The sequence below is a fragment of the Subtercola sp. RTI3 genome (assembly GCF_035018625.1).
GTDB lineage: Bacteria > Actinomycetota > Actinomycetes > Actinomycetales > Microbacteriaceae > Subtercola > Subtercola vilae.
In genome coordinates this window covers 1-23907 of sequence record NZ_JASJXO010000045.1, presented here as the reverse complement: position 1 = coordinate 23907, position 23907 = coordinate 1, and the positions used below count along the sequence as shown (strand labels likewise).

The window sequence follows — 23907 nt, the reverse complement described above, 5'->3', positions numbered from 1 at the left end:
TACGGCTGTACCAGCCCAGCTCGTACTAGTCGAGCACAGTGGCGAGGCCGGGTGCCCGGTGGCGAATACCCCACCGCAGTAGCCAGGTCTCGCCCGGCGCGAGCTGGCGAAGACCCTCGCCGGTGTTGAAGGCGTTCGCCGGCGCGGTCATCGGTTCGATGGCCACAGCCTGGCCCTTCGTGCCGTCTTCGAGCGGAAAGTTCGTGGGCGTGTAGACCTGCACGAAGCGAAAGTGCTCATCGCCCCACAGCTCGGTTCGCGAACCGTCGGGCGCCGTCACCGAGTGAACGCGTTCGCCGTTCTGGATGCCCACCCCACCGAACCCGTGATCGAGGGTCACCTCTCCCACGCGTCGCCCGCCTCGCAGGTCGAACTCCGACCCGTCGAGCGAGACTTCGGCCGTGGGGATCGCCTTCTCGTCTACCTCGAACTGAGTGGATGCATCGACCCGCAGCACCAGGTCGGCCACGGGCACATCGCCGACCTTCAGGTACGGATGGGCGCCCACGGCAACCGGGGCGACCGAGGCCGACTGGTTCACGATGGTGTGCGTGACCGTGAGGCCGTCGTCACCGAGCGAATACTCCACCCTGGTGTCGAGCAGAAACGGGTAGCCGTGCTGCGGAAACACGGTGGCCTCGAGCGTGATCGACGAAGCGGTCTGCCGGGCGACTTGATATGCGGTGTTGCGCAGCAACCCGTGAATCGCGTTGCCCGTGGCGGGTTCGCTGATGTCGAGCTGCTGGGTCGTGCCGTCGAGAACCCACCGGGCATCCTTGATGCGATTCGGCCACGGCACCAGAACGATGCCGTCGCCCATGGGCGGCAGTACGTCTTCGGTGTGCGACTGGGTCGACTCGATGCCGTCGAGAAAGAGTTCGCGAAGGCTCGCGGCCAATTCGGTGACGATGGCCGTCGAGACTCCGGCTTCACCGGTGAAAGTGAGGGCGAACTGCTGCCCGGTGGGTGCACGCATCGGCGGGGCTACCAGCCCTCGAGGCCGTCGTAGAGCGGGTAGCCGTCGGTCAGCTTCAGAACGCGGGCACGCAGGGCCGCGACATCCGGAGCCGGCTTCAGAGCGTTCGCGATGATGTCAGCGACCTCGGTGAACTCTTCGTCGCCGAAACCGCGGGTGGCGAGCGCCGGGGTGCCGATGCGCAGGCCCGAGGTGACCATGGGCGGGCGCGGGTCGAACGGAATCGCGTTGCGGTTCACCGTGATACCCACTTCGTGCAGGATGTCTTCAGCCTGCTTGCCGTCGATCTTCGCGTTTCGCAGGTCGACAAGCACGAGGTGCACGTCGGTGCCCCCGGTCAGAACGCTGATGCCCTCCGCCACGGTGTCGGCGCCCATCAGGCGCTCGGCGACGATCTTCGCACCTGAGATGGTGCGCTGCTGACGGTCGACGAATTCGGGCTCGCCCGCAAGCTTGAAGGCGGTGGCCTTCGCTGCGATGACGTGCATCAGCGGGCCGCCCTGCTGGCCCGGGAAGACAGCCGAGTCGACCTTCTTGGCCCACTCGGCCTTGCTCAGGATGACACCGCTGCGCGGACCGGCGAGGGTCTTGTGAACCGTTGAGGTCACAACATCGGCGTAGGGAACCGGCGAGGGGTGCAGGCCCGCGGCGACGAGGCCGGCGAAGTGCGCCATGTCGACCCAGAGCTTCGCGCCCACCTCGTCGGCAATGGCGCGGAACGCGGCGAAGTCGAGCTGGCGCGGGTACGCCGACCAACCGGCGATGAGCACGGTCGGGCGGTGCTCGAGGGCCTTCTCGCGAACGACATCCATGTCGACGAGGTAGGTGGTGGGATCGACTCCGTAGGCGGTGGCCTGGTAGTTCTTGCCCGAGAAGTTGAGCTTCATACCGTGGGTGAGGTGGCCACCGTGGCTGAGCTCCATGCCGAGGATGGTGTCGCCGACGGTGGCGAGCGCCATGAGCGCGGCGGCATTGGCCTGCGCGCCGGCGTGCGGCTGAACGTTGGCGTGCTCGGCGCCGAAGAGGGCCTTCGCGCGGTCGCGGGCCAGGTTCTCGGCCACGTCGACGAACTCGCAGCCACCATAGTAGCGCTTGCCGGGGTAACCCTCGGCGTATTTGTTGGTGAGCACCGAGCCCTGGGCCTGAAGTACGGCGCGGGGAACGAAGTTCTCACTCGCGATCATCTCGAGGGTGCCGCGCTGGCGGCCGAGTTCGTTCTTCAGAACCTCGGCGATCTCAGGATCGACGCTCGAGAGGGCGTGGTTGAACGTTGACGGTAGTTGACTCGGCACGATGGCTCCTTATTCGACAGACGGAAAGAGGTACTGCAGTTCCGTAGCGACCCAGGCGAGCGGCCGAATCCGTGTCAGTCGCTTCCCGATGGTAACCATCTGAACGCCAGTTGCGACTTCGTCAGCATAGCAGCGTTGCTATTCTCGCCACTCTTGAGTATTGTTCATTAAGATTGGGGGTAATGAATATTTCTCAAGCAGCGTGAAGAATTCAGGCAGGTGCAGCATGGTCAACGCGAACGAGCGGGGCGAGTCGGGCGGCTCAGGCGGCTCAGGCGGGTCTGGCGGCTCTGGCGTCTCTGGCGTCTCTGGCGTCTCTGGCGGCCCTGGCGAGAGTGGCGAGACCGCTTCGGCGCGGTTGCGTTCGCAGTCGGCGGGGCGCGCCCTCGGGTCGCCGTCGGCCGGGCAGGGCCTCGGGTCGGGTGGCCAGGCCCTCGGGTCGGGCGATCCCGTCGGGGCACACGCCCATCCCGGCCTGTCGGGGCCGAGCGATCTCGACCTCGTGGAACGCACTCGTGCCGGAGACTCGAAGGCCTTCGCCGAGCTGTGGAACAGGCACTCCCGTGCCGGCCGAACCGTCGCCCGCAGTTACGGGCTCGACGCAGACGACGTCGTGGCCGAGAGCTTCGCGAAGGTATTACAGGCCATCAAGAGCGGCGGCGGCCCCACGACCGCGTTCCGGCCGTACCTGTTCAGCACCATCCGCAACGTGGCCATGCAGTGGCGCCGCGGCAACATCGTCGATGCGACTGACGAGCTGGATGCCCTGGCAGACCCGCACTCCGAAGAGGCCGAAACGTTGCTGGCTCTTGACAAGTCGCTCACCGCCACCGCTTTTCGCAGCCTCCCCACACGCTGGCAGGAGGCGCTCTGGTACAGCGAGGTCGAGCAGTTGAGTTCGCAGGAGATCTCGCCCCTGCTCGGCATGACGCCGAACGCGGTGTCGGCGCTCACGTTCCGGGCCCGCGAGGGCCTGCGCCAGGCCTGGATCCAGGCGCACCTCATTCGCGCAACCGACACCGGATGCGCCGCCATCATCGAGAAGCTCGGTTCCTACACGCGCGGCAGCCTCGGCCCCCGGGAGACCCGCAAGGTGCGGGAGCATCTGGCCGACTGCCCCTCGTGCACCATCGTCGACGGCGAAGCGCGCGACGTCGGCTCCCGCCTCGCGCTCGTGCTCCTCCCCCTCGTTGCCGGCATCGCCGGCGCCACCGCCTACACCGTCTACCTGCAGACCGCGGCCCACGCCGCCGCCACCACCCTCGCGGCGGCGCATCTCGCTGCCATACCCTTGCCCGCGTCACACTTCGCCGCGGCAGCTCTGCCCGCCACCCACCTCGCCAGCACTGCTGCGGCGACCGCGCACCTCTCGACCGCTTCTGCACCAGTGAGCATCTCCCCCGCGGCGAGCGCCGTCACGACCGCTCTTACTGCGCCAGCCGGGGTCAGCACCGCGGCACCAGCCGCGACCATTCCTGCCATATCGACTCCCTCCACGACGGTTCCGGCGGCAACTCCGGTGCCTCCTCGCCCTGCATCGACCGTGAGTCCGGCGGGTCGAGCGGGGTCGGGCCGCGGAGCATCTTCCCCGCGGAGCCCCCGCGGCCCCGGCGGGAGCAGTCTGCGCGGGAGCGGTCTGCGCGGGAGCGGTCTCGGGCGAGTCGGTGCGCGCGGGTTCGCCCGAGCAGGCGGAGGGTCTGGCGCCCCGTCGGCGGTCGTTCTTGCGACACTCGGGCTCTTGGGCGCGGCCGCGGTAGGAGCGGCGTTTCTCCTCGGGCCCCTTCTGGCCGCGACACCTGTCACTCCACTCGCGGGCGCCTCGTCGACGACCGGCCCTGGCGCAGCCGCAAGCGGGGCACGCTCGACAAGCCCCGCCGCCGCAGACCACCAAGCCGAAACGCTCTCCGCTGCGCCCGGTGCTGGCGCTCCCAGCGCCAGCACCGCCGGCGGCGCACCCGCCGGCTCGCCGGGCGACGGCTCACCATCGACCGGGGTGTCCCCCGGATCCCACGTGACAACGACCGCCACGGGTACCAGCTCGGGGCTTCGCAGCGTCGAGCCCGTACCGCCGACATTCGGCACCGGCGCACCGGGTGTCGTGGTGTCGTCACCGCTGTCTCCGAGCGCACCCGAGACACCCGCACCTGATCCGACCAACTCGAACCCCGCCTCGACACCGCCGACTTCGACTGACCCGCCGACCAACGGCCCCACTCCACCGCCGACCACTCCGCCGTCGACTCCGACGCCCGCGCCGAGCCCGACACCCACGCCCACCCCATCAACGCCACCCACACCCGCCCCATCGCCCACACCGACAGCCGTATTCACTCTCGACCCGGGCGAGCGGCTGTTCCCCGTCGTGACGGGCAGCGGAACACCCGGTTCCACCATCGAAGTTGTCGAGACCACGGCTTCAGCGCAGTCGGTCGTCGCCCAGACCGTGGCCAACCGCGAAGACGGGCACTACAGCATCAGCGACTTCCCGACGCTCGGCTTCGGGTCGCACAGCCTCTCGGTGCGCCAAGTGAGCGAGACCGGCGAGACCTCGGCCCTGACCTCAGCGACCCCTGTCGTACTTCGGTCACTGACGCTCACCACTCCCGCCAGCGCAGAGAGCCTCGCTGCCACCAGCTTCACCGTCACCGCAACGGGTGTCGCGAACGCGGCCTTCGAAGCGTTCTTCAACGGCGTACGACAACTGTCGGTTCTGCAGTTCGACGAGAATGGCCTGTTCTCGAGCACGATCGCGGCCCCCACCGGAACCCCGCCGGGCCGTGCCACCGTCGCCCTGCGGTACATCGACCCGCTGACCGGGCGGTTCGGCCCGCTCGCCGAAGGCACCCTTACCGTCTCAGCTCTGGCGGCAAGCTGACCGGCGCCCTCCTCGGGGCCACCGGTGCAGCACTCAGAGCCACCGGCGCAGCACTCAGGCATAATCCGGCGCGCCGACGAACGAGCCGGCCAGCCGAGGTCAGTGCCGGCGCGCGATACGCCAGCTGAACACCAGCAGAACGCCCGCGACCACCATCAGCACGAGGTACGTCACGGGCAGCGCGCCGAGCCCGGCCCCGTTCAGCAGAATGCCGCCGAGAAACGCGCCCCCGGCGATGCCCACGTTGAACGAGGTGGAGTAGAACGCGTTCGCCGTATCGCGAATGGCGGGCGACGCGATGTGCAGCAGCCGCGCCTGCATCAACGACGGAATCAGCCCGAAAGATGCTCCCCACACGGCGAACGCCACCACCGACACCACGATGTTCGATGTGAAGAGCGTCAGCACGGTCACAGAGACCGCTGTGCAGACGAGACCCACCGCGACGCCCAGCGTGGGCCGGCGGGAGAAGACGACTCCGGCGAGCACGAGCCCGAGCGCACCCGCCACACCGTAGACGAACAGCAGCAGGCCCACCGACGAGGCCGGCACCCCCATCGACGAGATCATGAACGGTGTGATGTACGTGTAGAGCGTGTTCTGCCCGACGATGAGCGTCGCTACAACGAGGCACAGCAGCGCTACGGCCGGTACGGTCGCGTCGAAGCGGCCGCGGTGGGGGGCGAGCGTGGGCGGGGCATCCAGAACCGCACCCGACACCACACCAACCCGCCGCGACCGCTCGCGCTCGGCAGGCGACACGCGCGGCAGCTTCTTCAGAATGAGCAGCGCGGCGAACAGCGCGAGCACCCCGATCACCGCGAACGGAACCCGCCAGGTGAAGGCCTGGCCGAGCATCGTGCCGAGCGGTACACCGAGCACGAACGCAGCCGTTCCTCCACCCGATGTGATGGCCACGGCGCGGCCGATTTGGTGTTTGGGCACGAGGTGAACCGAGTAGGTGCCGACGACCGCCCAGAACAGCCCGTGCGCCATGCCGCCCAGCACCCGCACCACGGCGAGAAACGTGTAGTCGGGCGCGACGGCCGACAGGATGCTCGTGATCGCGACCACCAGCAGCACCCCCACGATGAGCGTGTGCCGCGGGAACCGTCTCGTCACCGCCACCAGCGGAACGGCCGAGCACACCACCGCGACCGCGAAGTACGTCACCAGCAGCCCGATCTGCGACTCGCTGGCGTGCAGGTCGGCGCTCATCTCGGGCAGCAGCCCGGTGGGCAGCACCTCGGCGGTGACCGCCATGAACACGGCGGTGGCGAGAACCGCGAGGCCGCCGAGCGGAAAACGGGCGGCAGTCGGAGCCGCAGAGGAACGAGCGGGAGCTTTGACGGTAGTCGTCACGGTGGAACCAAAACACTTCTGGGGCACAAGCTTGCGAGCCGAAACGCCACGTGGTTTGTGCCCGGGGTGAGCGTTGGCCGCCCACCGAGGTCAATGGTATCGGCAGGTGCTGCCGCTGCGCCACCCCAGCCGTCCGGGTTCCGGCTCCGGGTTCCGGCTCCGGGTTCCGGCTCCGGATGCCCCGGCCACGGGTAGCCCGCTCAGCCCAAGTAACATGACAACCGTGAATCCCCCACCCGCCCTGCCCATGCGCATCGGCCCGAATGACGTTCTTCGGTTCGTGCTGGAGCTTTTCGCCTTCATCTCCATTGGGCTGTGGGGCTTTCTCGCCTGGCCCGGCCCGCTGTTCAACTTCGTGTTCGGAATCGGTGCCCCCCTGTTCGCCATCGTGCTCTGGGCGCTGTTTCGCTCGCCTCGCGCGGTGATCACCCTCGACCCGTTCGGCAAGGCGCTCATCGAGATCGTCATCATGGGCTCCGGCGCCCTCGCCTGGCTCGTCATCGGGCAACCGATCGTTGCCATCGTCTTCGGCGTCGTCGCCGTCGTCAGTGGCATCATCGCCGGCCGCAAGGAGATCGCATGACCGTCGTCATCCACGGGGCCACGAAGGTCGACGCCGACGGCCAGGTCGACGACTTCTGGGTGGCCACCTCCGGCTCGGCCATCGCCGCCACCGGCATCGGAACCGGCTGGCACGGCTGGTCGACAGCACCCGGCGCCACAGTGGTCAACGCCGCCGGCCGCTACCTCACCCCGGGCTTCATCGACGTTCACGGTCACGGCGGTGGAGGGCACTCGTTCGACAACGGCGCCGATGAGATTCGGTCAGCTCTCACTGTGCACCGCCAGCACGGCACCACCCGCTCGGTCATCAGCCTGGTGGCGAACCCCCTCGACACGCTCTGCCGATCGCTCGAGAGCATCGCCGACCTCGCCGAGCAAGACCCGCTGATTCTCGGGTCGCATCTCGAGGGCCCCTACCTCGCACGAAACCACCGCGGCGCCCACAACCCCGAGTACCTCCGTTCGCCCGACCGCGCCGAGATCGAGTCGCTGCTCGCGGCGTCGCGCGGCACCCTCCGCCAGCTCACCCTCGCCCCCGAGCTGCCCGGTGCGCTCGACGCCGTCGACCAGCTCGTCGAGGCCGGCGTGGTGGTGGCCGTGGGCCACACCGACGCCGATTTCGCGCTCACCAAGCAGGCTTTCGATCACGGCGCCACCCTGCTCACGCACGCATTCAACGCGATGCCGGGTATCAAGCATCGCGAACCCGGCCCCGTCACGGCCGCGCTCGGAGACCCGCGCGTGGCCATCGAACTCATTCTCGACGGTTTTCACGTGCATCCCGAAGTCGCCCGCGTGGCGTTCTTCGCCGCCCCCCAGCGCATTCTGCTCATCACTGATGCCATGGCCGCCGCGGGCTCGTCTGACGGGCACTACAAGCTCGGCGACCTCAACGTGTCGGTCGAGAACGGGCGGGCGATGCTCTCAGGCACCACGACCATCGCCGGTTCGACTCTGACTCAGGATGCCGCACTGCGGTCGGCCGTCATTGACTCGGGTATCGACCCGGTGCTCGCCGTACGTGCCCTCACCGCGTCTCCCGCACGGGCACTGCTGCTCGACGCGGCCCTCGGCTATGTCTCGCCCGGCTTTGCAGCCGACCTCGTGCTGATGAGCCCCGACTGGCACGTAGACGACGTATGGGCCGCCGGCGAACCGGTGGCCCATACGTTGTAGCCCGTGCGCCCTACGCCAGGCGCGTCTTGAGGTTCTCGGTCAGCGTTGCCAGAAACTCCTCGGTGCTCTGGTATGCCTGCTCGGGCCCGACGAGAAGCGCGAGGTCTTTCGTCATGGCGCCCGACTCGACGGTCTTGATGACAACGTCTTCGAGGGTGTCGGCGAAGGTGGCCAGTTCGGCGTTGTCGTCGAGCTTGGCGCGGTGGGCGAGCCCACGCGTCCACGCGTAGATCGAGGCGATCGGGTTGGTCGAGGTGGGCTTGCCGGCCTGGTGCTGGCGGTAGTGGCGCGTGACCGTTCCGTGAGCCGCTTCTGCCTCTACGGTCTTGCCGTCGGGGGTGAAGAGCACGCTGGTCATGAGGCCGAGTGAACCGAAGCCCTGGGCAACGGTGTCGCTCTGCACGTCGCCGTCGTAGTTCTTCGCGGCCCACACGTAGCCGCCCTCCCACTTGAGTGCCGCAGCGACCATGTCGTCGATGAGGCGGTGCTCGTACGTGATGCCGGCTTCGGCGAACTTCTCAGCGAACTCGGCGTCGAAGACCTCCTGGAAGAGGTCTTTGAAGCGGCCGTCGTACGCCTTCAGAATGGTGTTCTTGGTCGACAGGTACACCGGGTACGAGCGGTTCAGCCCGTAGCTCAGCGAGGCACGCGCGAAGTCGCGAATGGAGTCGTCGAGGTTGTACATGGCCATGGCCACACCCGAACCGGGCGACTGGAAGACCTCGAACGACTGCGCTTCGGCGTCGCTGCCCTCTTCGGGCTGGAACGAGATGGTCAGCGTGCCCTTGCCCTCGAAGCGGAAGTCGGTCGCCTTGTACTGGTCGCCGAACGCGTGGCGGCCGACGATGATCGGCTTGTTCCAACCGGGAACGAGGCGCGGGATGTTCGAGATGATGATGGGCTCACGAAAGATGGTGCCGCCGAGAATGTTGCGGATCGTGCCGTTCGGGCTCTTCCACATCTTCTTGAGGCCGAACTCCTCGACGCGGGCCTCATCTGGCGTGATGGTGGCGCACTTGACACCCACACCGTGCTTCTGGATGGCGTGGGCGGCGTCGATCGTGACCTGGTCGTCGGTCGCGTCGCGGTGCTCGATGCCGAGGTCGTAGTACTCGAGGTTGATATCGAGGTAGGGGTGAATGAGGGTGTCTTTGATCGACTGCCAGATGATGCGCGTCATCTCGTCGCCGTCGAGCTCGACGACCGTTCCCTCAACGTGAATTTTCGACATTCAAACTCCTAACCCAAGTAACACCGGTGGTACAGAAACAAGCCAAAGAGTAGCCTACTCGCTTTCACAACTGTCTTGACGTAGAGAGAGTTTGACGCCGAACTCACAGGTCGGGCGCCGGATGCCCTGGCTCCGCTGTGGCAAATGCAGGTGTGCCCCACTAGCCTGTCTGCATGGGAAATCTGCGACTCGAAGAATTGTCGGCGACCAACATCGTCGCCGCCAACACGCTGACGCTCAAGCCCGGCCAGGAACAGTTCGTCGCTCCGGTCTCGCACTCCATTGCAGAGGCCTATGTGAACCCGTCCACAGCCTGGCCCCGGGTCGTGCTCGACGACGACGAGGTCGTCGGCTTCATCATGGGCAACTTCGACCCCGACAGCCCGCATGACGAGTTTCGCGGCTGCATCTGGCGCATGAACGTCGCCGCCAATGCGCAGGGCCGGGGCATCGGGCGATTCGCTGTGGTGTCGTTGGCCGAAGAGGCGCGCTCACGTGGGTTCGATCGGTTGACCGTGATGTTCGAGCCGGGTGCAGACGGGCCAGAGGCCTTCTTCCTCGCTGTGGGCTTCGTTCCGATCGGTGAGACGCAGTATGGCGAGACCATCGCAGCACTCACGCTCTGACGTGACTGCGAGTTCGCCCTCTGAAGCAGTCGACTTCGGCGCACTCGTTCTCGAAGTCGTTGACGCGATTCCGCCCGGATGTGTGCTCACCTACGGCGACGTTGCTGCGCTGCTCGGGTCACGGGCGGCACGAGCCGTCGGTACAGTTCTGGCGCGGTCGGGAGGTGCTCATCCGTGGTGGCGCGTGGTGCGTTCGGGCGGGCATCCGGCGCCTGGACACGAAGCTGCTGCGCGCGAACATTACGAGGGCGAGGGTACGCCGCTCACAGGTTCACTGAAGGAAGCGGGTTACCGAGTCGACTACGCTTTGGCGAAGTGGAATGCGAGCGGGTAGCATCCACTGGTTGTCTAACACCTCTGACTTGTGCCTGAATCCACCGAACACCGGGAGAAGCTGTGAAGCGTCGCGTGCTGATCACGCTTCCGATCGTTGCCGCGAGCGCACTGATGCTCTCTGCGTGCGGCATCGCCGATACAATCTCGCCGCCGATCCAGTCGGCACTGTACGAAACGACGGCCGATGCCGCGGGGGCGTCTGGCTCGCTGGTGCTGCCGTCGTTCGTCGAGGCCGACGCCACGCAGATTCGTCTCGTCACCCTCGACTCGCGAAACGCCGCCATCATGACCTACGCGGTGCCCGCTGTCGTGGCCACCGGCGAGGCCTGCACCCCCGACCAGATGGCGAAACTGCCGGTGATGGATCAGACCTGGTGGCCGCAGGCCCTGCCCGACCACGGCATCACCTGCTCGGGCGACTGGCACCTCTGGGCTGCCGGCAACCAGTTCTACGCCTGGAAGTCGTAGCGCCTCACACCAGCGCGTGACACCAGCGCGTCACACCAGCGATTCGCGCCACGAGGCGTGCAACTGCGAGAACCGGCCCGTGCCGGCGATGAGGTCTGCGGGGGTTCCGTCTTCGATGATGCGGCCCTGCTCCATGACCAGCACCCGGTCAGCGATGGCCACGGTCGACAGGCGGTGGGCGATGATGACAGCCGTGCGGTCGCTGAGGAGGGTCTGCAGGGCATCCTGAACCAGGCGCTCACTCGGAATGTCGAGTGAAGCCGTTGCCTCGTCGAGAATGAGTACGGCAGGGTCGGCGAGAAACGCCCGAGCGAACGAGATGAGCTGGCGCTGCCCGGCCGACACCCGGCCACCGCGCTTGTTGACGTCGGTCTCGTAGCCATTCGGCAGGCCTTCGATGAAGGCGTCAGCCCCAACTGCTTTCGCCGCGGCGACGATCTCGTCTCGCGACGCACCCGGCTTGCCGATGGCGATGTTGTCGGCGACCGTACCCGAGAAGAGGTACGCCTCCTGGGTTACCATCACGATGGCGCGCCGCAGATCTTTGGGGTGCAGCTGGCGCAGGTCGATGCCGTCGAGGGTGAGGATGCCCTGGGTGGGGTCGTAGAAGCGGGACATGAGTTTGGCGAGCGTCGATTTACCGGCGCCCGTCGAACCGACCAGCGCGATCGTCTGGCCTGCGGGAATATGCAGGGTGAATGAAGGCAGCACGACCCTGCCGTTCTGGTACGAGAACGCGACATCGTCGAAGGTCAGCTCGCCCTTCGAACTCCAGAGATCGATCGGGCTCGTGGGGTCGGGAACGCTGGGCTTCTCTTCGAGCACGCCCGAGATCTTCTCGAGGGCTGCGGCGGCAGACTGATACGAGTTGTAGAACATCGCCATCTCCTCCATCGGGTCGAAGAAGCGGCGGGTGTAGAGCACCGCCGCCAACAGCACCCCGATGGCGACGTGGCCGTCGATCACCCGGAAGGCGCCGACCAGGAGAACCACCGCCACCGTGACGTTGCCGATGAGCACGAGACCCGGGTCGAAGATTCCGAACAGCCGAATCACGCGGGCGTTCGCCGAGCGATACCCCTCGACGAGCCCCTCGAACTCAGCGTTGTTGCTCTTCTCGGTGCGAAATGCCTTCACCGCACGGATGCCCGTCATGGTCTCGACGAATTTGACGATGAGCTTGGCCGACGTGGTGCGGGTCAGGCGGAACAACGTCTGCGAGCGCAGCTGGAACCAGCGCGTGAGAATCACGAGCGGCACGAGCGCCACCACCAGAATCACACCGCTCGCCCAGTCGAGCGAGAACAGGGCGATACCGATGAAGAGCATCGAGAGCAGACCCTGCACCAGCTGGTTGATGCCTGAATCGAGCAACTCACGAATGGCGTCGAGATCGCTCGTCTGGCGGGAGATGATGCGGCCCGACGTGTAGGTCTCGTGAAATTCGAGGCTCAACTTCTGGGTCTGCACGAAGACGCGCTTTCGGAGATCGAGCAGCACGGCCTGCGAGATGCGGGCCGTCAGAACGGTGAACCACGCCATGAGAACGGCACCGACCACCCCGGTCAGCAGGTAGGCAACGCCGGCGAGGCCGAGGGGCATCCAGTCGTTCGAGAGCAGGGCGGGCAGCCCGCTGTCGATGCCGAAGGCAATGAGGGCGGGGCCGGCGACCTGGGCCGCCGTGCTGATGACGACCACCACGAGGCCGATGAGCAGGCGCGTGCGCTCTGGCCGCAGCAGCGAGCCGAGCAGGCGCGTCGAACGCTCGCGAATCTGGCGGCTCTCGGCCGCGGTGAAATCGTTGCGCTCTTCGCCGCCGACGCCCGAGACGGTTGCCTGGCTCACGGGGTGGTCTCCTTCTCGTGCTTCTCGAGGGGCTCTTCGTCGTCGAAGCTCGAGATGACGAAGCGGTAGTGCTCGTTGCCGGCCAGCAGTTCGGCGTGGGTGCCCACGGCCGTCACCCGGCCGTCTTCGAGCAACGCGACGCGGTCGGCGAGCGCCACCGTCGACGGGCGATGGGCCACGATGAGCGCCGTCGTCGACGCGAGAACCTGCCGAAGCGCCGCCTCGACCAGCGCCTCGGTGTCGACGTCGAGCGCCGACAGCGGGTCGTCGAGCACCAGCACGCGCGGGCGCGCCGCCACGGCCCGCGCTAGGGCCAGCCGTTGCCGCTGCCCGCCCGAGAGGCTCAGCCCCTCTTCTCCCACCCGCGTGTCGAGCCCGAACGGCAGGTCGTAGACGAAGGCCGCCTGCGAGATCTGCAGCGCCTCAGCCACCTCGGCATCGGTCGCGTCGGGGCGCCCGAGAACCACGTTCTCCCGCACCGTGGCACTGAACAGGGTGGCGTCTTCGAACGCCATGGCGATGTTGGTGCGAAGGTCGCTGCGGCTCAGATCGCGAATGTCGACGCCGTCGAGGCGAACCGAACCACCTGTCACGTCGTAGAGCCGGGTGGTGAGCGCCGTCAGCGTGGTCTTGCCCGAACCGGTGAGACCCACGAGCGCCATGGTCTCGCCCGGCTCGACGACGAGGTCGATACCGTTCAGCAGATCACTGAACCGGTCGGGCGAGTCGTGGTAGCGAAAGTGCACGTTCTCGAACGTGAGCTGACCGCGCGGGTTCTGGATGCTCGTGGGCGACACCGGGTCTTCTATGGTGTTCACCGAATCGAGAACATCGAAGAACCTCGCCGTGGCGGTCTTGGCATCGAGCGTCATCGCGAGAAAGTAGCCCATCGACTCCACCGGGAACAGCAGCACGGTGCCTGTGGCGAAGAACGCCACCAGTTCCCCCACCGACGAATGCCCGGTCGACGCAAGCCACACACCCGTGACGAGGCACACCGCGAACGCGATGTCGGGAATCATCAGCAGCCACAGCCAGATGTTCGCGACGGCCTTCGCCTTCTCGATCTCGGTGCCCTGCAACTGCTCGGCCTGGGTCTGGAATTTCTTCAGCGCGAACGAGCCCCGCCCGAACGCCTTCAGCACGCGGATTCCGTGCACCGACTCCTCAACCGAGGTGGCAAGGTCGCCCACCTGGTCTTGGCTCCGCCTGGCCGCGTCACCACGAAGATGAGCCCGAGCACCCAGTTCAGGCTGATCAGAATGGCGAAGCCGATGACAATGGTGACCACGTTCACCACAAGGATGACGATGCCGAACGAGAGCCAGCGCCGGATGAGGTTCAGGTCGCTGACTGCCCGCGACAGCAGCTGGCCGCTCGGCCAGCGGTCGTGAAACTCGACCGGCAGGTCTTGCAGGTGATCGAAGAGGCTGTTGCGCATGCGCGCCTCGACGTGGGTACCCGGTGTGAGCACGAGAACCCGGCGAAGCGCGATGAGCACGGCTTCGAGAACGCCGAGGCCGAGAACGGCCAGCACCACGGGCCAGATCTCCGCAGAATCGCCCGCGGAGAGCGGCCCGTCGATGAGCACCTGCAGAATCTGCGGAATGATGAGCGAGACCACGCTCGCCGTCAACGAAACGACCATCGCGCCGTAGATACGGGGCATGGCCGGCTTCGCATAGGTGTAGAGGCGGGCGAGGGTGCGAATCGTCGTCTGCTGGTTCTGTGCAGGCATAGCCTTTGAGGCTATCGAGGTTCGCGTGCGACACGCAAGCTGAGAGCGCTGACGGCGTCAGCGAATGCGTCAGCGAATGCGTACCGAGAGGCAGGTCACGCAGCCCTCGAGCTTCTCGTACTCGCTGATGTCGACCGCGATCACGCGGTATCCGAGGTTTTCGATGAGCAGGGCGGTGAGCGGGGCCGACGTGGCCATCAGCACAGTGTCATCGGTGAGTTTGACGACGTGCGCGCCACCTTCTTCGGGCACGCTCAGAAAACGGTCGAAGATCTGGGGATCATCCACCAGCGGCAGATAGCCGATGACGGTGCCGTCGGGCAGTGCGGTGACCGCGCTCTTCAAATGCAGCACCTTGGTGAGGGGCACGGCGACGACGGTGTAGCCGAGGGCCGCGACGATGTGGCGCAGCTGATGGATTCCCTCGGCGTTCGTGCGGCTGCTCCGACCAACGTAGACGGTGCTGCCCACCTTCAGCACGTCTCCCCCGTCGAGCGTGCCGGGAGCCACGATGCGGGCGAGCTTCAGCCCGAGTTCGGTCACGGTCTTCTCGACGGCGTCGGTCTCTTCGACGCGATGCTCGCTGCCCGGGCTGCCGAGCACGGCTACATCGCCGAAGATCACCACCGCGTCTTCGACGAACACCGAATCGGCGAGGTGATCTGCAGTGTCGACCTCCACCGTCGACCAGCCCGCCGTTTCGAGCACCGACACGTACGATTCCCACTGCTCTTCTGCGAGCTCGAGGTCGATCTCGCTCTTCTCGAGATGCGTGACATGCCCGTCGGCCAGTGTCGCCGGGGGGCGCCGGATGATCGCAATGCGGCGCTCCACAGCCCCCGCTGCTCGCACTCCGCGCGGCCCGTATGCCGCGATGCCCGCGTACACGCGGCGACCGATCGTCGCCGTCGTCAGAATGACCAGCAGCACGAAGATCAGGTTGATGCCCACCAGCGTCGCCACCAGGTAGTCGACAACGGTGCCGTCGAGAGGCGTGCCACTCACCACAATCGGCACACCGGTGCCGATGAGAGCGCCGAGCACGCCTGCCACGAGCCCGGCAGCCAGGGCGAGGTACCAGGTCGCGTAGGCGCCCACCCAGGCCAGAACGGCCAGAAACAGCAGCGTGAACAGGGTCTGCGGAACGAAGAACGCGTTGACTTCAGGAAAGTAGTCGGGTTTGAACCCGTTCGCCATGAAGAACGCCAACAGCATCACTACATGGGCGATGGCAGCGACGACGACCGCCGAGACGGCGGAGGCGACAAGGGCACGCAGGCTGAACAGCTTCATGCCGACGACCCTATCGCCTCGACCTATCGACGAGCTTCTGCTCAGCTGTCGACAGGCCATCGGCGAACGGCAGGCCTAATGGTAGAAGTGACGCTCACCGGTCGTGTACATGGTGACGCCGGCGTTCTGCGCGGCCTCGATGACCTCGGCGTCGCGCACCGAACCACCGGGCTGTACGACGGCCCGCACGCCGGCGTCGAGCAGTACCTGCAGCCCGTCGGCGAAGGGGAAGAAGGCGTCAGAGGCTGCGACCGAGCCCGCGGCCCGGCTGCCCGCGCGCGACACCGCGAGGTGGCATGAGTCGACCCGGTTGACCTGGCCCATGCCCACGCCGACCGAGGCGCCGTTGTTCGCCAGCAGAATGGCGTTCGACTTCACCGAACGGCAGGCCTTCCAGGCGAACGCAAGGTCGTTCAGGGTGTCGGCGTCGGCCGGCTCGCCCGACACGAGAACCCAGTCGTCGGTGCTGAACTCGTCGAACGAGTCAGCGGTCTGCACCAGAACGCCGCCGCTGATCTGCTTCAACTCGACAGCGGGGTGGGAGTAGTCGCTGGGCAGACGGAGGATGCGGAGGTTCTTCTTGGTCTGCAGCAGGGTGAGGGCATCCGGTTCGAACCCGGGAGCCACCAGCACCTCGGTGAAGATCTCTTTCACGGCTTCGGCCATGCCGAGTGTCACGGTGCGGTTCGCCGCGATCACGCCGCCGAAGGCCGACACCGGGTCGCACTCGTGCGCGCGCAGGTGTGCTGAGGCGATGGGGTCGATGGCGGTGCCCGAGGCCACAGCGATGCCGCACGGGTTGGCGTGCTTGATGATGGCCACGGCCGGTTCGGCGAAGTCGAAGGCGGCGCGAACCGCTGCATCGGCGTCGACGAAGTTGTTGTACGACATCTCTTTACCGTGCAGCTGAACGGCCTGGGCGATGCCGCGGCCCACCGGCTCGACGTAGAGCGCGGCGAGCTGGTGCGAGTTCTCGCCGTAGCGCAGCGCGTGTGAAAGCGAGACCGTGCGGAGCAACTCGTGCGGAAACCCGTCGGCCTGCAGGGGCGCCGTGGGGTCGAAGGCGTGCGAGGGTTCGCCGGCGGCGACCTGGGTCTCGTCGGCGAACCAGGCGGCGACAGCGGTGTCGTAGGCGGCGGTGTGCGCGAAAGCGGTCGCGGCGAGTGTGCGGCGCGTCTCGAGCGAGGTTCCACCGGCGGCGAGGGCAGCGAGAATCTCGGGGTAGGCCGCGGGCGAAACCGCGATGGCCACGTTGGCGTGGTTCTTCGCCGAGGCCCGAACCAGCGCGGGGCCGCCGATGTCGATCTGCTCGATGACGTCGTCACCGATGGCGCCGCTGGCAACGGTCTCGGCGAACGGGTAGAGGTTCACCACGACGAGCTGAAAGGCCTGGATCTCGAGCTGCTGCAGCTGCGCGATGTGCGACTCGAGGCGCAGATCGGCGAGGATTCCGGCGTGCACCGACGGGTGCAGGGTCTTCACCCGGCCGTCGAGCGATTCGGGAAAGCCGGTGATCGAGCTGACCTCCGTGACGGCGAACCCTGCTTCGGCAATGGTCTTCGCGGTCGAGCCGGTGGAGACGATCTCGACGCCCGACTCGCTGAGCGCCCGGGCGAGGTCGATGAGCCCGGTCTTGTCGCTCACCGAGACAAGCGCACGCTTGATGGGTACGAGATCGCGGTGGTGAAACAGTGACGGGTCGTGGCGTGGGCCGCTCATGATCGGTTAGCTCCCTGGTGTTGCATTGGATTTCAGGTGGTCGGTGAGGGTCAAGTGGGTGTTGGCGATGTCGAGCACGGCCTGAACGAGCAGTTCACGCTCGACCGTCTTGATGCGTTCGTGCAGGTCGTGTTCGGAGTCGCCCGGCAGAACCGGCACCGCCTGCTGAACGAGCACTGGGCCGGTGTCGACGCCTTCGTCGACGATGTGCACGGTGACGCCGGTCTCTGTGACGCCGGCAGCGAGTGCGTCTCGAACAGCGTGCGCACCGGGAAACGCGGGCAGCAGGGCGGGGTGGGTGTTGATGAGGTTCGGCGAGAGGGCCCTGACGAAGCGGGGCGGCAGGATGCGCATGAAGCCCGCGCACACCACGAGGTCGGGCGACCACTGTTCGACTTGCGTCAGCAGTTCGTCGCCCCATGACGCCCGGTCGGCGAACGCGGTGGGAACCACGGTGAACGAGGGCACACCGAACTGCTCGGCGTACGCGAGCCCGGGTGCGTCGGTGTCAGAGCCGACGGCCACGATGCGGGCCGGAAATTCGGCGTCTGTCGAGGCCTCGAGAAGGGCGCGGAGGTTCGAGCCCCCGCCCGAGATGAGCACAACAATCGACAGCACCCACACAGCCTACCGGGGTGTCGAAGCCTTCACTTCTGCCGGTACCCGAGGGGGGTCATCAGCCGTCGTGGGTTTGACTGCGCTCTTCGTCTCGCTGGCACCGAACCGCACACCGCTGGCCAGCAGCCCCACTGTGCAGGCCACGCTGAACTCGACGGCGGCCCACAGCCACACCATCGCGGGGTCAGGCCCCACGTCGGCCAGTCGGCCCGGCCCCATTGCGCCGCCCGCCCACAGCGCCAGCAGCGCGAGAATGCTCGCCGCAACCAGCCCCATGCCGACGCCGGTAGCCACGACCCGACCCACCGACACGGGCCCGAACCCGGGCCGGGCGGCTCGGCCCGCTGCACGATCTTCGCCGACGCCTCCGCGGAGCCGCGGGCGCAGCACTACCGCCACGAGAAACGCGATCGCCACCGGAACGATGAGCGCCGCAAAACCGAGCGGCGATCCCTGGGGCAGTGCTCCGAACACGGGCAGCGACGGAATCAACCCCAGCTGCGTGCCCAGAGGAGTGACCGCCGAACCCGTGCCGAGCACAAAGCCGGGGCCGAGCATCCAGCTGGCCGCCCACACGACGATGTTCGGCATCAGAGCGAGCTGCGCGAGAGTGAGCCCCGCGCCGCCCGCAATACCCGACTGCAGCGACTCGTAGAGCGACACCACGGTGGAGTACTGGATGACCAGCAGCAGCGCGACGGCCAGCCCCGCCACGGCGACCAGCCCGGTCGCGATCATGGCGCCCCCGCGCAGCGCTGTGGCCACCAGCGGCAGTTCAGGCGCGGGAATTCGATGCACTTGGCGCGCGAACCACGCGAACAGCGCCGTGCGCTCGCGCAGCACGCTCGGCACGATGCCGAGCAGCAGGCCGAGACCGTAGACGAACGGAACGAACAACACGGCCTGTCGGAGCGACGGGGTCGCCACATCAGACTGGGCGCTCTGCCAGGCCAGGGCGGCGAGCGCCGCCACCGTGAGCATTCCCACTACGAGCCCGAGCACCGGGTGGGCCGACTGGCCGAGGCGAAGCCCACTGCGCCGACCGAGAAAGACCGTGAGCAGGGCGAACCCGAGCGGGGCGATGCCGATCTCGAAGGGTACGGCGGCCTGGTCGAGAGCGAGTTGGGCAGCGGTCTGCGGGTCGAGGGCAATGCGCAGGTCGACACCGTTGCCGAGCATCCAGAAATCGACCGCTGAGCGCCAGAACACGCTCCAGTCGATGGCGAGGTCGAACTGCACGGCCCACAGAATGGTGAGCATCACGAGCGGAATGCCGATGCCGATGGCTACGGCGAGCAGCGCATCGAGGGCAGCAAGAAGTGCGGTGGTGGGGCGATTCATCAGTGGAACACGATTTTCAGAATGATGACGAGCACGCCGAGCAGCCCTGTGACGATGCCGCCAAGTAGGCGAACCGGCCAGGTGCCACCACGATCGCCGATGGCGAACCAGCCGAGCAGCCCGAGCAGTCCGATGGGCAGCAGAAGAGAGATGTCGTACGCGACACTGTCATCGAAGATGTGCACGGCTCCGAGCAGCAGAAACAGACACGGCACAACTGCCGCATAAATCAGACCGGCCGAGTCATCGACGCCGTGCTTCAGCGAGGCTGAGACGGGCAGGCCATCGACTCCGCGCCGGCCGTAGTGGGCGATGCCGTCGGCGAAGACGTGGGCGATCCAGAACACGAGCATCGTGCCGACCGTCGTGATGAGTACCTCGCGGTCGGTCGCCTTCTCAGAGGCGTTGCCGATGATGGCGCTGACAAGCAACGTGCCGTAGATCGCTTGGGGCGTGACGAACCGGTGACGCCACCGCTGGTAACGGGTGAGCGGCTCGGGCGAGGGCGCGGCGGGTACTGCTGTGTCTGTCACCGGTTAACCGTATCGGCCCTCCACGCGAATGGAGGGCCGACACGTCACGGGCGCCGATTCAGGGCCCTGTGGGTTTACTCAACTGATGGTGCACTCACCCTCAGAGGGCGAGGTAGACCTCGCGCAGCAGGGCTGCGGTCTCGCTCGGCGTCTTGCCGACCTTGACCCCGGCGGCCTCGAGGGCCTCCTTCTTGCCCTGTGCGGTGCCCGCTCCGTCAGAGACGATGGCGCCGGCGTGGCCCATGGTCTTGCCCTCGGGGGCGGTGAAGCCGGCGACGTAGGCCACGACGGGCTTGGTGACGTTGGCCTTGATGAAGTCGGCCGCGCGCTCTTCAGCATCGCCACCGATCTCACCGATCATCACGATCGCCTTGGTCTCGGGGTCGGCCTCGAACGCGGCGAGCGCGTCGATGTGCGTGGTGCCGATGATGGGGTCGCCACCGATACCGATCGCGGTCGAGAAGCCGAGGTCACGCAGCTCGTACATCATCTGGTACGTCAGGGTGCCCGACTTCGACACCAGGCCGATGGGGCCGGGGCCCGTGATGTTCGACGGAATGATGCCGGCGTTTGACTTCGACGGCGAGATGATGCCGGGGCAGTTCGGGCCGATGATGCGGGTCACGTTGCCGCGGCTCTTGGCGAAGGCCCAGAACTCGGCCGAGTCGTGAATCGGGATGCCCTCGGTGATGACCACCGCAAGGGGAATCTCTGCCTCGACGGCCTCGAGCACGGCCGCCTTGGCGAACGCCGGCGGCACGAAGATGACCGACACGTCTGCGCCGGTCGCCTTCATCGCGTCGGCCACCGAACCGAAGATCGGAAGCGTGACGCCCTCGATCTCGACCTCGGTGCCGGCCTTGCGGGGGTTGACGCCGCCGACGATCTTCGAGCCCGAAGCGAGCATCCGGCCGGCGTGCTTGGTTCCTTCAGAGCCGGTGAGGCCCTGGATGATGATTCTGGAGTTCTCGTCGAGAAAAATCGACATGGTTATTCTCTTCCTGTTCCTGCGTGAGTAGCGGTGAAGGGGTGCACTTATGCAGCGGCGTGAGCGAGTTCGGCTGCCTTGTCGGCGGCTTCGTCCATGGTGTCGACGACGGTCACCAGCGGGTTGTTGGCTTCGGCGAGAATCGCTCGGCCCTCCACCACGTTGTTGCCGTCGAGTCGCACGACGAGAGGCTTGGTGGCGGCAGCTCCCAGCGTCGCGAGAGCGCCCACGATGCCGTTGGCCACAGCGTCACACGCGGTGATGCCGCCGAAGACGTTGACGAAGACACTCTTGACCTGCGGGTCGTTCAGAATCACGTCGAGGCCTGCTGCCATCACCTCAGCGGATGCTCCGCCACCGATGTCGAGGAAGTTGGCAGGCTTGACGCCGCCGTGACGCTCACCCGCGTACGACACGACGTCGAGCGTCGACATGACGAGGCCCGCGCCGTTACCGATGATGCCGACTTCGCCGTCGAGCTTCACGTAGTTGAGGTTCGACAACTTGGCCTTCGCCTCGAGCGGGTCGACAGCACCCTGATCGACTAGGGATTCGTGGTTCGGGTGACGGAAGTCGGCGTTCTCGTCGAGGGTCACCTTGCCGTCGAGAGCGATGACGTCGCCCTCTTCGGTGAGAACCAGCGGGTTGACCTCCACCAGGGTGGCGTCTTCGCCCACGAAGACATCCCACAGCTTCGCGATGACCGGTGCGACCTTCGGCACCAGGTCGGCCGGAAAGTTCGCGGCGATGGCGATCTCGGTGGCGGTCTTCTCGTCGATACCCGCCAGCGGGTTGACCTCGATACGGGCCAGCGCCTCGGGGCGCTCGACAGCGAGCTGCTCGATCTCCATGCCGCCCTCGACGCTGGTCATCGACAGGAAGGTGCGGTTCGAGCGGTCGAGCAGCACCGAGAAGTAGAACTCCTGGGCGATGCGGGCACCGCCGGCGACCATGACGCGCTTGACGACGTGGCCCTTGATGTCGAGGCCGAGAATCGACTTCGCTGCCTCTTCGGCCTCATCGGGGTTCTTCGCCACCTTCACGCCGCCGGCCTTGCCTCGGCCACCGACCTTGACCTGCGCCTTGACGACGGTCACACCGCCGAGTTTCTCGGCGGCTGCCCTCACCTCTTCAGGAGTGTCAGCGATGATGCCGGGCAGAACCGGTACGCCATAGCTCTCGAACAGGTCTCTGGCCTGATATTCAAATAGATCCACGCTTGCTCATCCCATCCGCATGCAGCCTCTACGGGCATGCGTTGCCTGGTTGCTTGAAAAACGGTAGCCGGATGTCGCGACACTCCATGTCTCTCGAGATCGAGACATCTTGACCGCCTCAAAGCCTACTCTCCACAGGTCGGCAGCCGTTCCACTCTCTCCACAGATTCGTGCGTTCCCCGCCTGCCCGGGGGCGCCCGGCGGCAATCTGGGGCCATGAACCAACTCTCCCGCATATTCCTCGCCCTCACCGCCGCTCTGCTCGTCGTCACCGGTGCGCTGGTGGTCGGCCCGGCCGCCGTCGCCCTCCGCGCGCTCGAACACGCCTACGGGTTCGTGGCTACCACGCCCGACCACTCGTGGCTCGGTTCGCACCGGCTCGACGACGGCAACCTCGGCTTCTGCCTCAATGTCTCGAAGCATCCACCCGAAGGCAACCACTTTCTCTACCAGCGCGGCGACAGCCTCGGCTGGTACAGCTCCGACGATTCGGCGCGCCTCGCCGACATCGCTCGAACCTGGCTGCCGAGCACCGACCCGAACTGGGCCTCCGGGGCGCAACTCGCGGTCTGGGGCATCACGGGCCTGAACGGCCACGACGCCGGCTGGTACGCCGCCCGCGCCGGGGCGAACGCCGGTGCCGTCGCGAGCATAGCGACGCAGATACGCGCGGCGGTCGATGCTCCGACGGGGGCCTCGCACTGGGTCTCGGCGGGGGCCTACCTGACCCTCGGCGACGGTTCAGCGAACAGCGTGAGCACCGAGTTGTTCGTCGACTATGTGGGGCAGGGGGTGACGCAGCTGTCGCCCGGGCAGTACACGGGCATCCTCTCGCTCACCGGCGCCACCTTCGACGACGGGTCGAGTTCGCGCGAGGTCAGCAACGGCCAGTCGTACAGCATCACCCCTCGTGACGGGCACCCGACTACCGACGTGTCGGCTGAGGTGAACTACACCGCGCTGCCCTTCGGCGACGCGCTCTGGGTGGCGCAGAACACCGACGACGGGCAGAGCCTGCTCGTGCCCCCGGCCTTTCTCTCGTCAGCTCACGCGAGCGCTCGCGGCACGGCCGCTTCACCGCTGCCGTTCGCTCCCGCCGTGAGCACTGAGACCAGCTCGCAGCTTGCCGTACCCGGCGCCGCCGTGCACGACACCCTGCACCTGACGCTGGCCGCCGCGCCTCGCGTCGCGGCGCGGGCGCCTGCGGCTGCGTCGGCGTCGGCGTCGGCGTCGGCGTCGGCGTCGGCGTCGGCGCCAGGGTCGGTGCCAGGTTCGGGGTCGGAGTCGGCACCGGGGTTCACGACCGGTGAGCAACTCACGGAGTGGGGCCTCTACGAAGCCCCCGACGGCTCCGCCAAGCCCATCCCGGTCACAGTGACGAGTTCGCTTCTGGGGCCGTTCGACACTGCACCGGTGGAGTCAGCCGCTGCACCGCCGGGTGCCCCCGTCGCCTGCACCGTCGACACCGTGGCCGCCGACGGGCCCGGCACGTACGACACCCCCGCGTGCATCCTGCCCGCGCCCGGGTACTACGCGTGGGTCGACAGTATCGACCCGCACAGAACGCCGCCAGATCAGGGCGGTGCGCGCATCCTGCCCTGGTCATCCCCGTTCGGAACGGCCGCCGAGGTCACTCGAGTTCCGGCTCCCGCCGGCACCCCTCCCCCGGCAACCGCGCCGCCGTGCAGTGGAGCGATCGTGGGGGCGGG

19 protein-coding genes, 1 pseudogene and 1 riboswitch are annotated in these 23907 nt (G+C 67.0%); of the genes and pseudogenes, 7 read left to right on the top strand and 13 right to left on the bottom strand.

Annotated elements, in window-relative coordinates; genetic code table 11:
• Nucleotides 1-25: 25 nt before the first annotated feature.
• On the bottom strand, nt 26-976 hold the full coding sequence (locus tag QN358_RS14560; protein WP_323512798.1) for an aldose 1-epimerase family protein: 951 nt from the start codon (nt 974-976) through the stop codon (nt 26-28).
• A gap of 8 nt (nt 977-984) precedes the next feature.
• Nucleotides 985-2268 (bottom strand): serine hydroxymethyltransferase, encoded by a 1284-nt coding sequence (gene glyA, locus QN358_RS14555; protein WP_136643074.1) that lies wholly within the window; start codon nt 2266-2268, stop codon nt 985-987.
• A gap of 42 nt (nt 2269-2310) precedes the next feature.
• Nucleotides 2311-2392: riboswitch (ZMP/ZTP riboswitch) on the bottom strand.
• 102 nt (nt 2393-2494) lie between these two features.
• Here glyA and QN358_RS14550 point away from each other — a divergent pair.
• A complete protein-coding gene (locus tag QN358_RS14550; RefSeq protein WP_323512797.1) occupies nt 2495-5143 on the top strand; it encodes a sigma-70 family RNA polymerase sigma factor in 2649 nt (882 codons plus the stop codon).
• Nucleotides 5144-5242: 99 nt separating this feature from the next.
• Here the strand turns inward: QN358_RS14550 and QN358_RS14545 are convergent, their stop codons facing one another.
• On the bottom strand, nt 5243-6505 hold the full coding sequence (locus QN358_RS14545) for an MFS transporter (protein WP_323512796.1): 1263 nt from the start codon (nt 6503-6505) through the stop codon (nt 5243-5245).
• A gap of 214 nt (nt 6506-6719) precedes the next feature.
• Here QN358_RS14545 and QN358_RS14540 point away from each other — a divergent pair, with 214 nt between their 5' ends.
• Together QN358_RS14540 and nagA are read left to right on the top strand one after the other, a co-directional pair.
• Complete coding sequence (locus tag QN358_RS14540; RefSeq protein ID WP_136643076.1) at nt 6720-7088, top strand: YrdB family protein; 369 nt, start codon at nt 6720-6722, stop codon at nt 7086-7088.
• Nucleotides 7085-8245, top strand: a complete 1161-nt coding sequence (gene nagA, locus QN358_RS14535) for an N-acetylglucosamine-6-phosphate deacetylase (RefSeq protein ID WP_323512795.1) — start codon at nt 7085-7087, stop codon at nt 8243-8245. Before QN358_RS14540 ends, nagA begins: the two co-directional genes overlap by 4 nt.
• A 10-nt stretch (nt 8246-8255) precedes the next feature.
• Here nagA and QN358_RS14530 read toward each other — a convergent pair whose 3' ends face one another.
• Nucleotides 8256-9476 (bottom strand): NADP-dependent isocitrate dehydrogenase, encoded by a 1221-nt coding sequence (locus QN358_RS14530; RefSeq protein WP_136643078.1) that lies wholly within the window; start codon nt 9474-9476, stop codon nt 8256-8258.
• Between the two features lie 173 nt (nt 9477-9649).
• Between QN358_RS14530 and QN358_RS14525 the strand changes: the two genes are divergently transcribed.
• The 3 genes from QN358_RS14525 (at nt 9650) to QN358_RS14515 (ending at nt 10906) form a co-directional block, all read left to right on the top strand.
• Nucleotides 9650-10102: a GNAT family N-acetyltransferase gene (locus QN358_RS14525; protein WP_136643079.1), complete on the top strand. Its 453-nt coding sequence runs from the start codon at nt 9650-9652 to the stop codon at nt 10100-10102.
• A 1-nt stretch (nt 10103) separates the two neighbouring features.
• On the top strand, nt 10104-10436 hold the full coding sequence (locus QN358_RS14520) for an MGMT family protein (protein ID WP_237280468.1): 333 nt from the start codon (nt 10104-10106) through the stop codon (nt 10434-10436).
• Nucleotides 10437-10498: 62 nt separating this feature from the next.
• A complete protein-coding gene (locus QN358_RS14515) occupies nt 10499-10906 on the top strand; it encodes a hypothetical protein (RefSeq protein WP_136643081.1) in 408 nt (135 codons plus the stop codon).
• A gap of 30 nt (nt 10907-10936) precedes the next feature.
• Here QN358_RS14515 and QN358_RS14510 read toward each other — a convergent pair whose 3' ends face one another.
• The 9 genes and pseudogenes from QN358_RS14510 to sucC all read right to left on the bottom strand — a co-directional run bounded on the left by QN358_RS14510 (nt 10937) and on the right by sucC (nt 22198).
• The gene (locus QN358_RS14510; protein WP_323512794.1) at nt 10937-12751 is read right to left on the bottom strand and encodes an ABC transporter ATP-binding protein; all 1815 of its coding nucleotides are present in this window, start codon (nt 12749-12751) and stop codon (nt 10937-10939) included.
• Nucleotides 12748-14489 (bottom strand): annotated as a pseudogene (locus QN358_RS14505) (ABC transporter ATP-binding protein). The gene QN358_RS14510 and the pseudogene QN358_RS14505 overlap by 4 nt, the downstream one beginning before the upstream one ends.
• Nucleotides 14490-14558: 69 nt before the next feature.
• Nucleotides 14559-15782 carry a dimethylargininase gene (gene ddaH, locus QN358_RS14500; protein WP_323512793.1) on the bottom strand — a complete coding sequence of 408 codons (1224 nt, stop codon included), beginning with the start codon at nt 15780-15782 and terminating at the stop codon, nt 14559-14561.
• Between the two features lie 75 nt (nt 15783-15857).
• On the bottom strand, nt 15858-17501 hold the full coding sequence (gene purH / locus QN358_RS14495; protein ID WP_323512792.1) for a bifunctional phosphoribosylaminoimidazolecarboxamide formyltransferase/IMP cyclohydrolase: 1644 nt from the start codon (nt 17499-17501) through the stop codon (nt 15858-15860).
• 6 nt (nt 17502-17507) lie between these two features.
• A complete protein-coding gene (gene purN / locus QN358_RS14490; protein WP_323512791.1) occupies nt 17508-18119 on the bottom strand; it encodes a phosphoribosylglycinamide formyltransferase in 612 nt (203 codons plus the stop codon).
• A gap of 9 nt (nt 18120-18128) precedes the next feature.
• Nucleotides 18129-19460, bottom strand: a complete 1332-nt coding sequence (locus tag QN358_RS14485) for a DUF6350 family protein (RefSeq protein ID WP_323512790.1) — start codon at nt 19458-19460, stop codon at nt 18129-18131.
• A complete protein-coding gene (locus QN358_RS14480; RefSeq protein WP_136643087.1) occupies nt 19460-19993 on the bottom strand; it encodes a hypothetical protein in 534 nt (177 codons plus the stop codon). Before QN358_RS14480 ends, QN358_RS14485 begins: the two co-directional genes overlap by 1 nt.
• Before the next feature lie 100 nt (nt 19994-20093).
• Nucleotides 20094-20981, bottom strand: coding sequence for a succinate--CoA ligase subunit alpha (gene sucD, locus QN358_RS14475; RefSeq protein ID WP_136643088.1), 888 nt, complete (start codon nt 20979-20981; stop codon nt 20094-20096).
• A gap of 47 nt (nt 20982-21028) precedes the next feature.
• Nucleotides 21029-22198, bottom strand: coding sequence for an ADP-forming succinate--CoA ligase subunit beta (gene sucC, locus QN358_RS14470; protein WP_323512789.1), 1170 nt, complete (start codon nt 22196-22198; stop codon nt 21029-21031).
• A 216-nt stretch (nt 22199-22414) separates the two neighbouring features.
• Between sucC and QN358_RS14465 the strand changes: the two genes are divergently transcribed.
• The coding region (locus tag QN358_RS14465; protein ID WP_323512787.1) for a hypothetical protein at nt 22415-23907 on the top strand (1493 nt) is incomplete at its 3' end.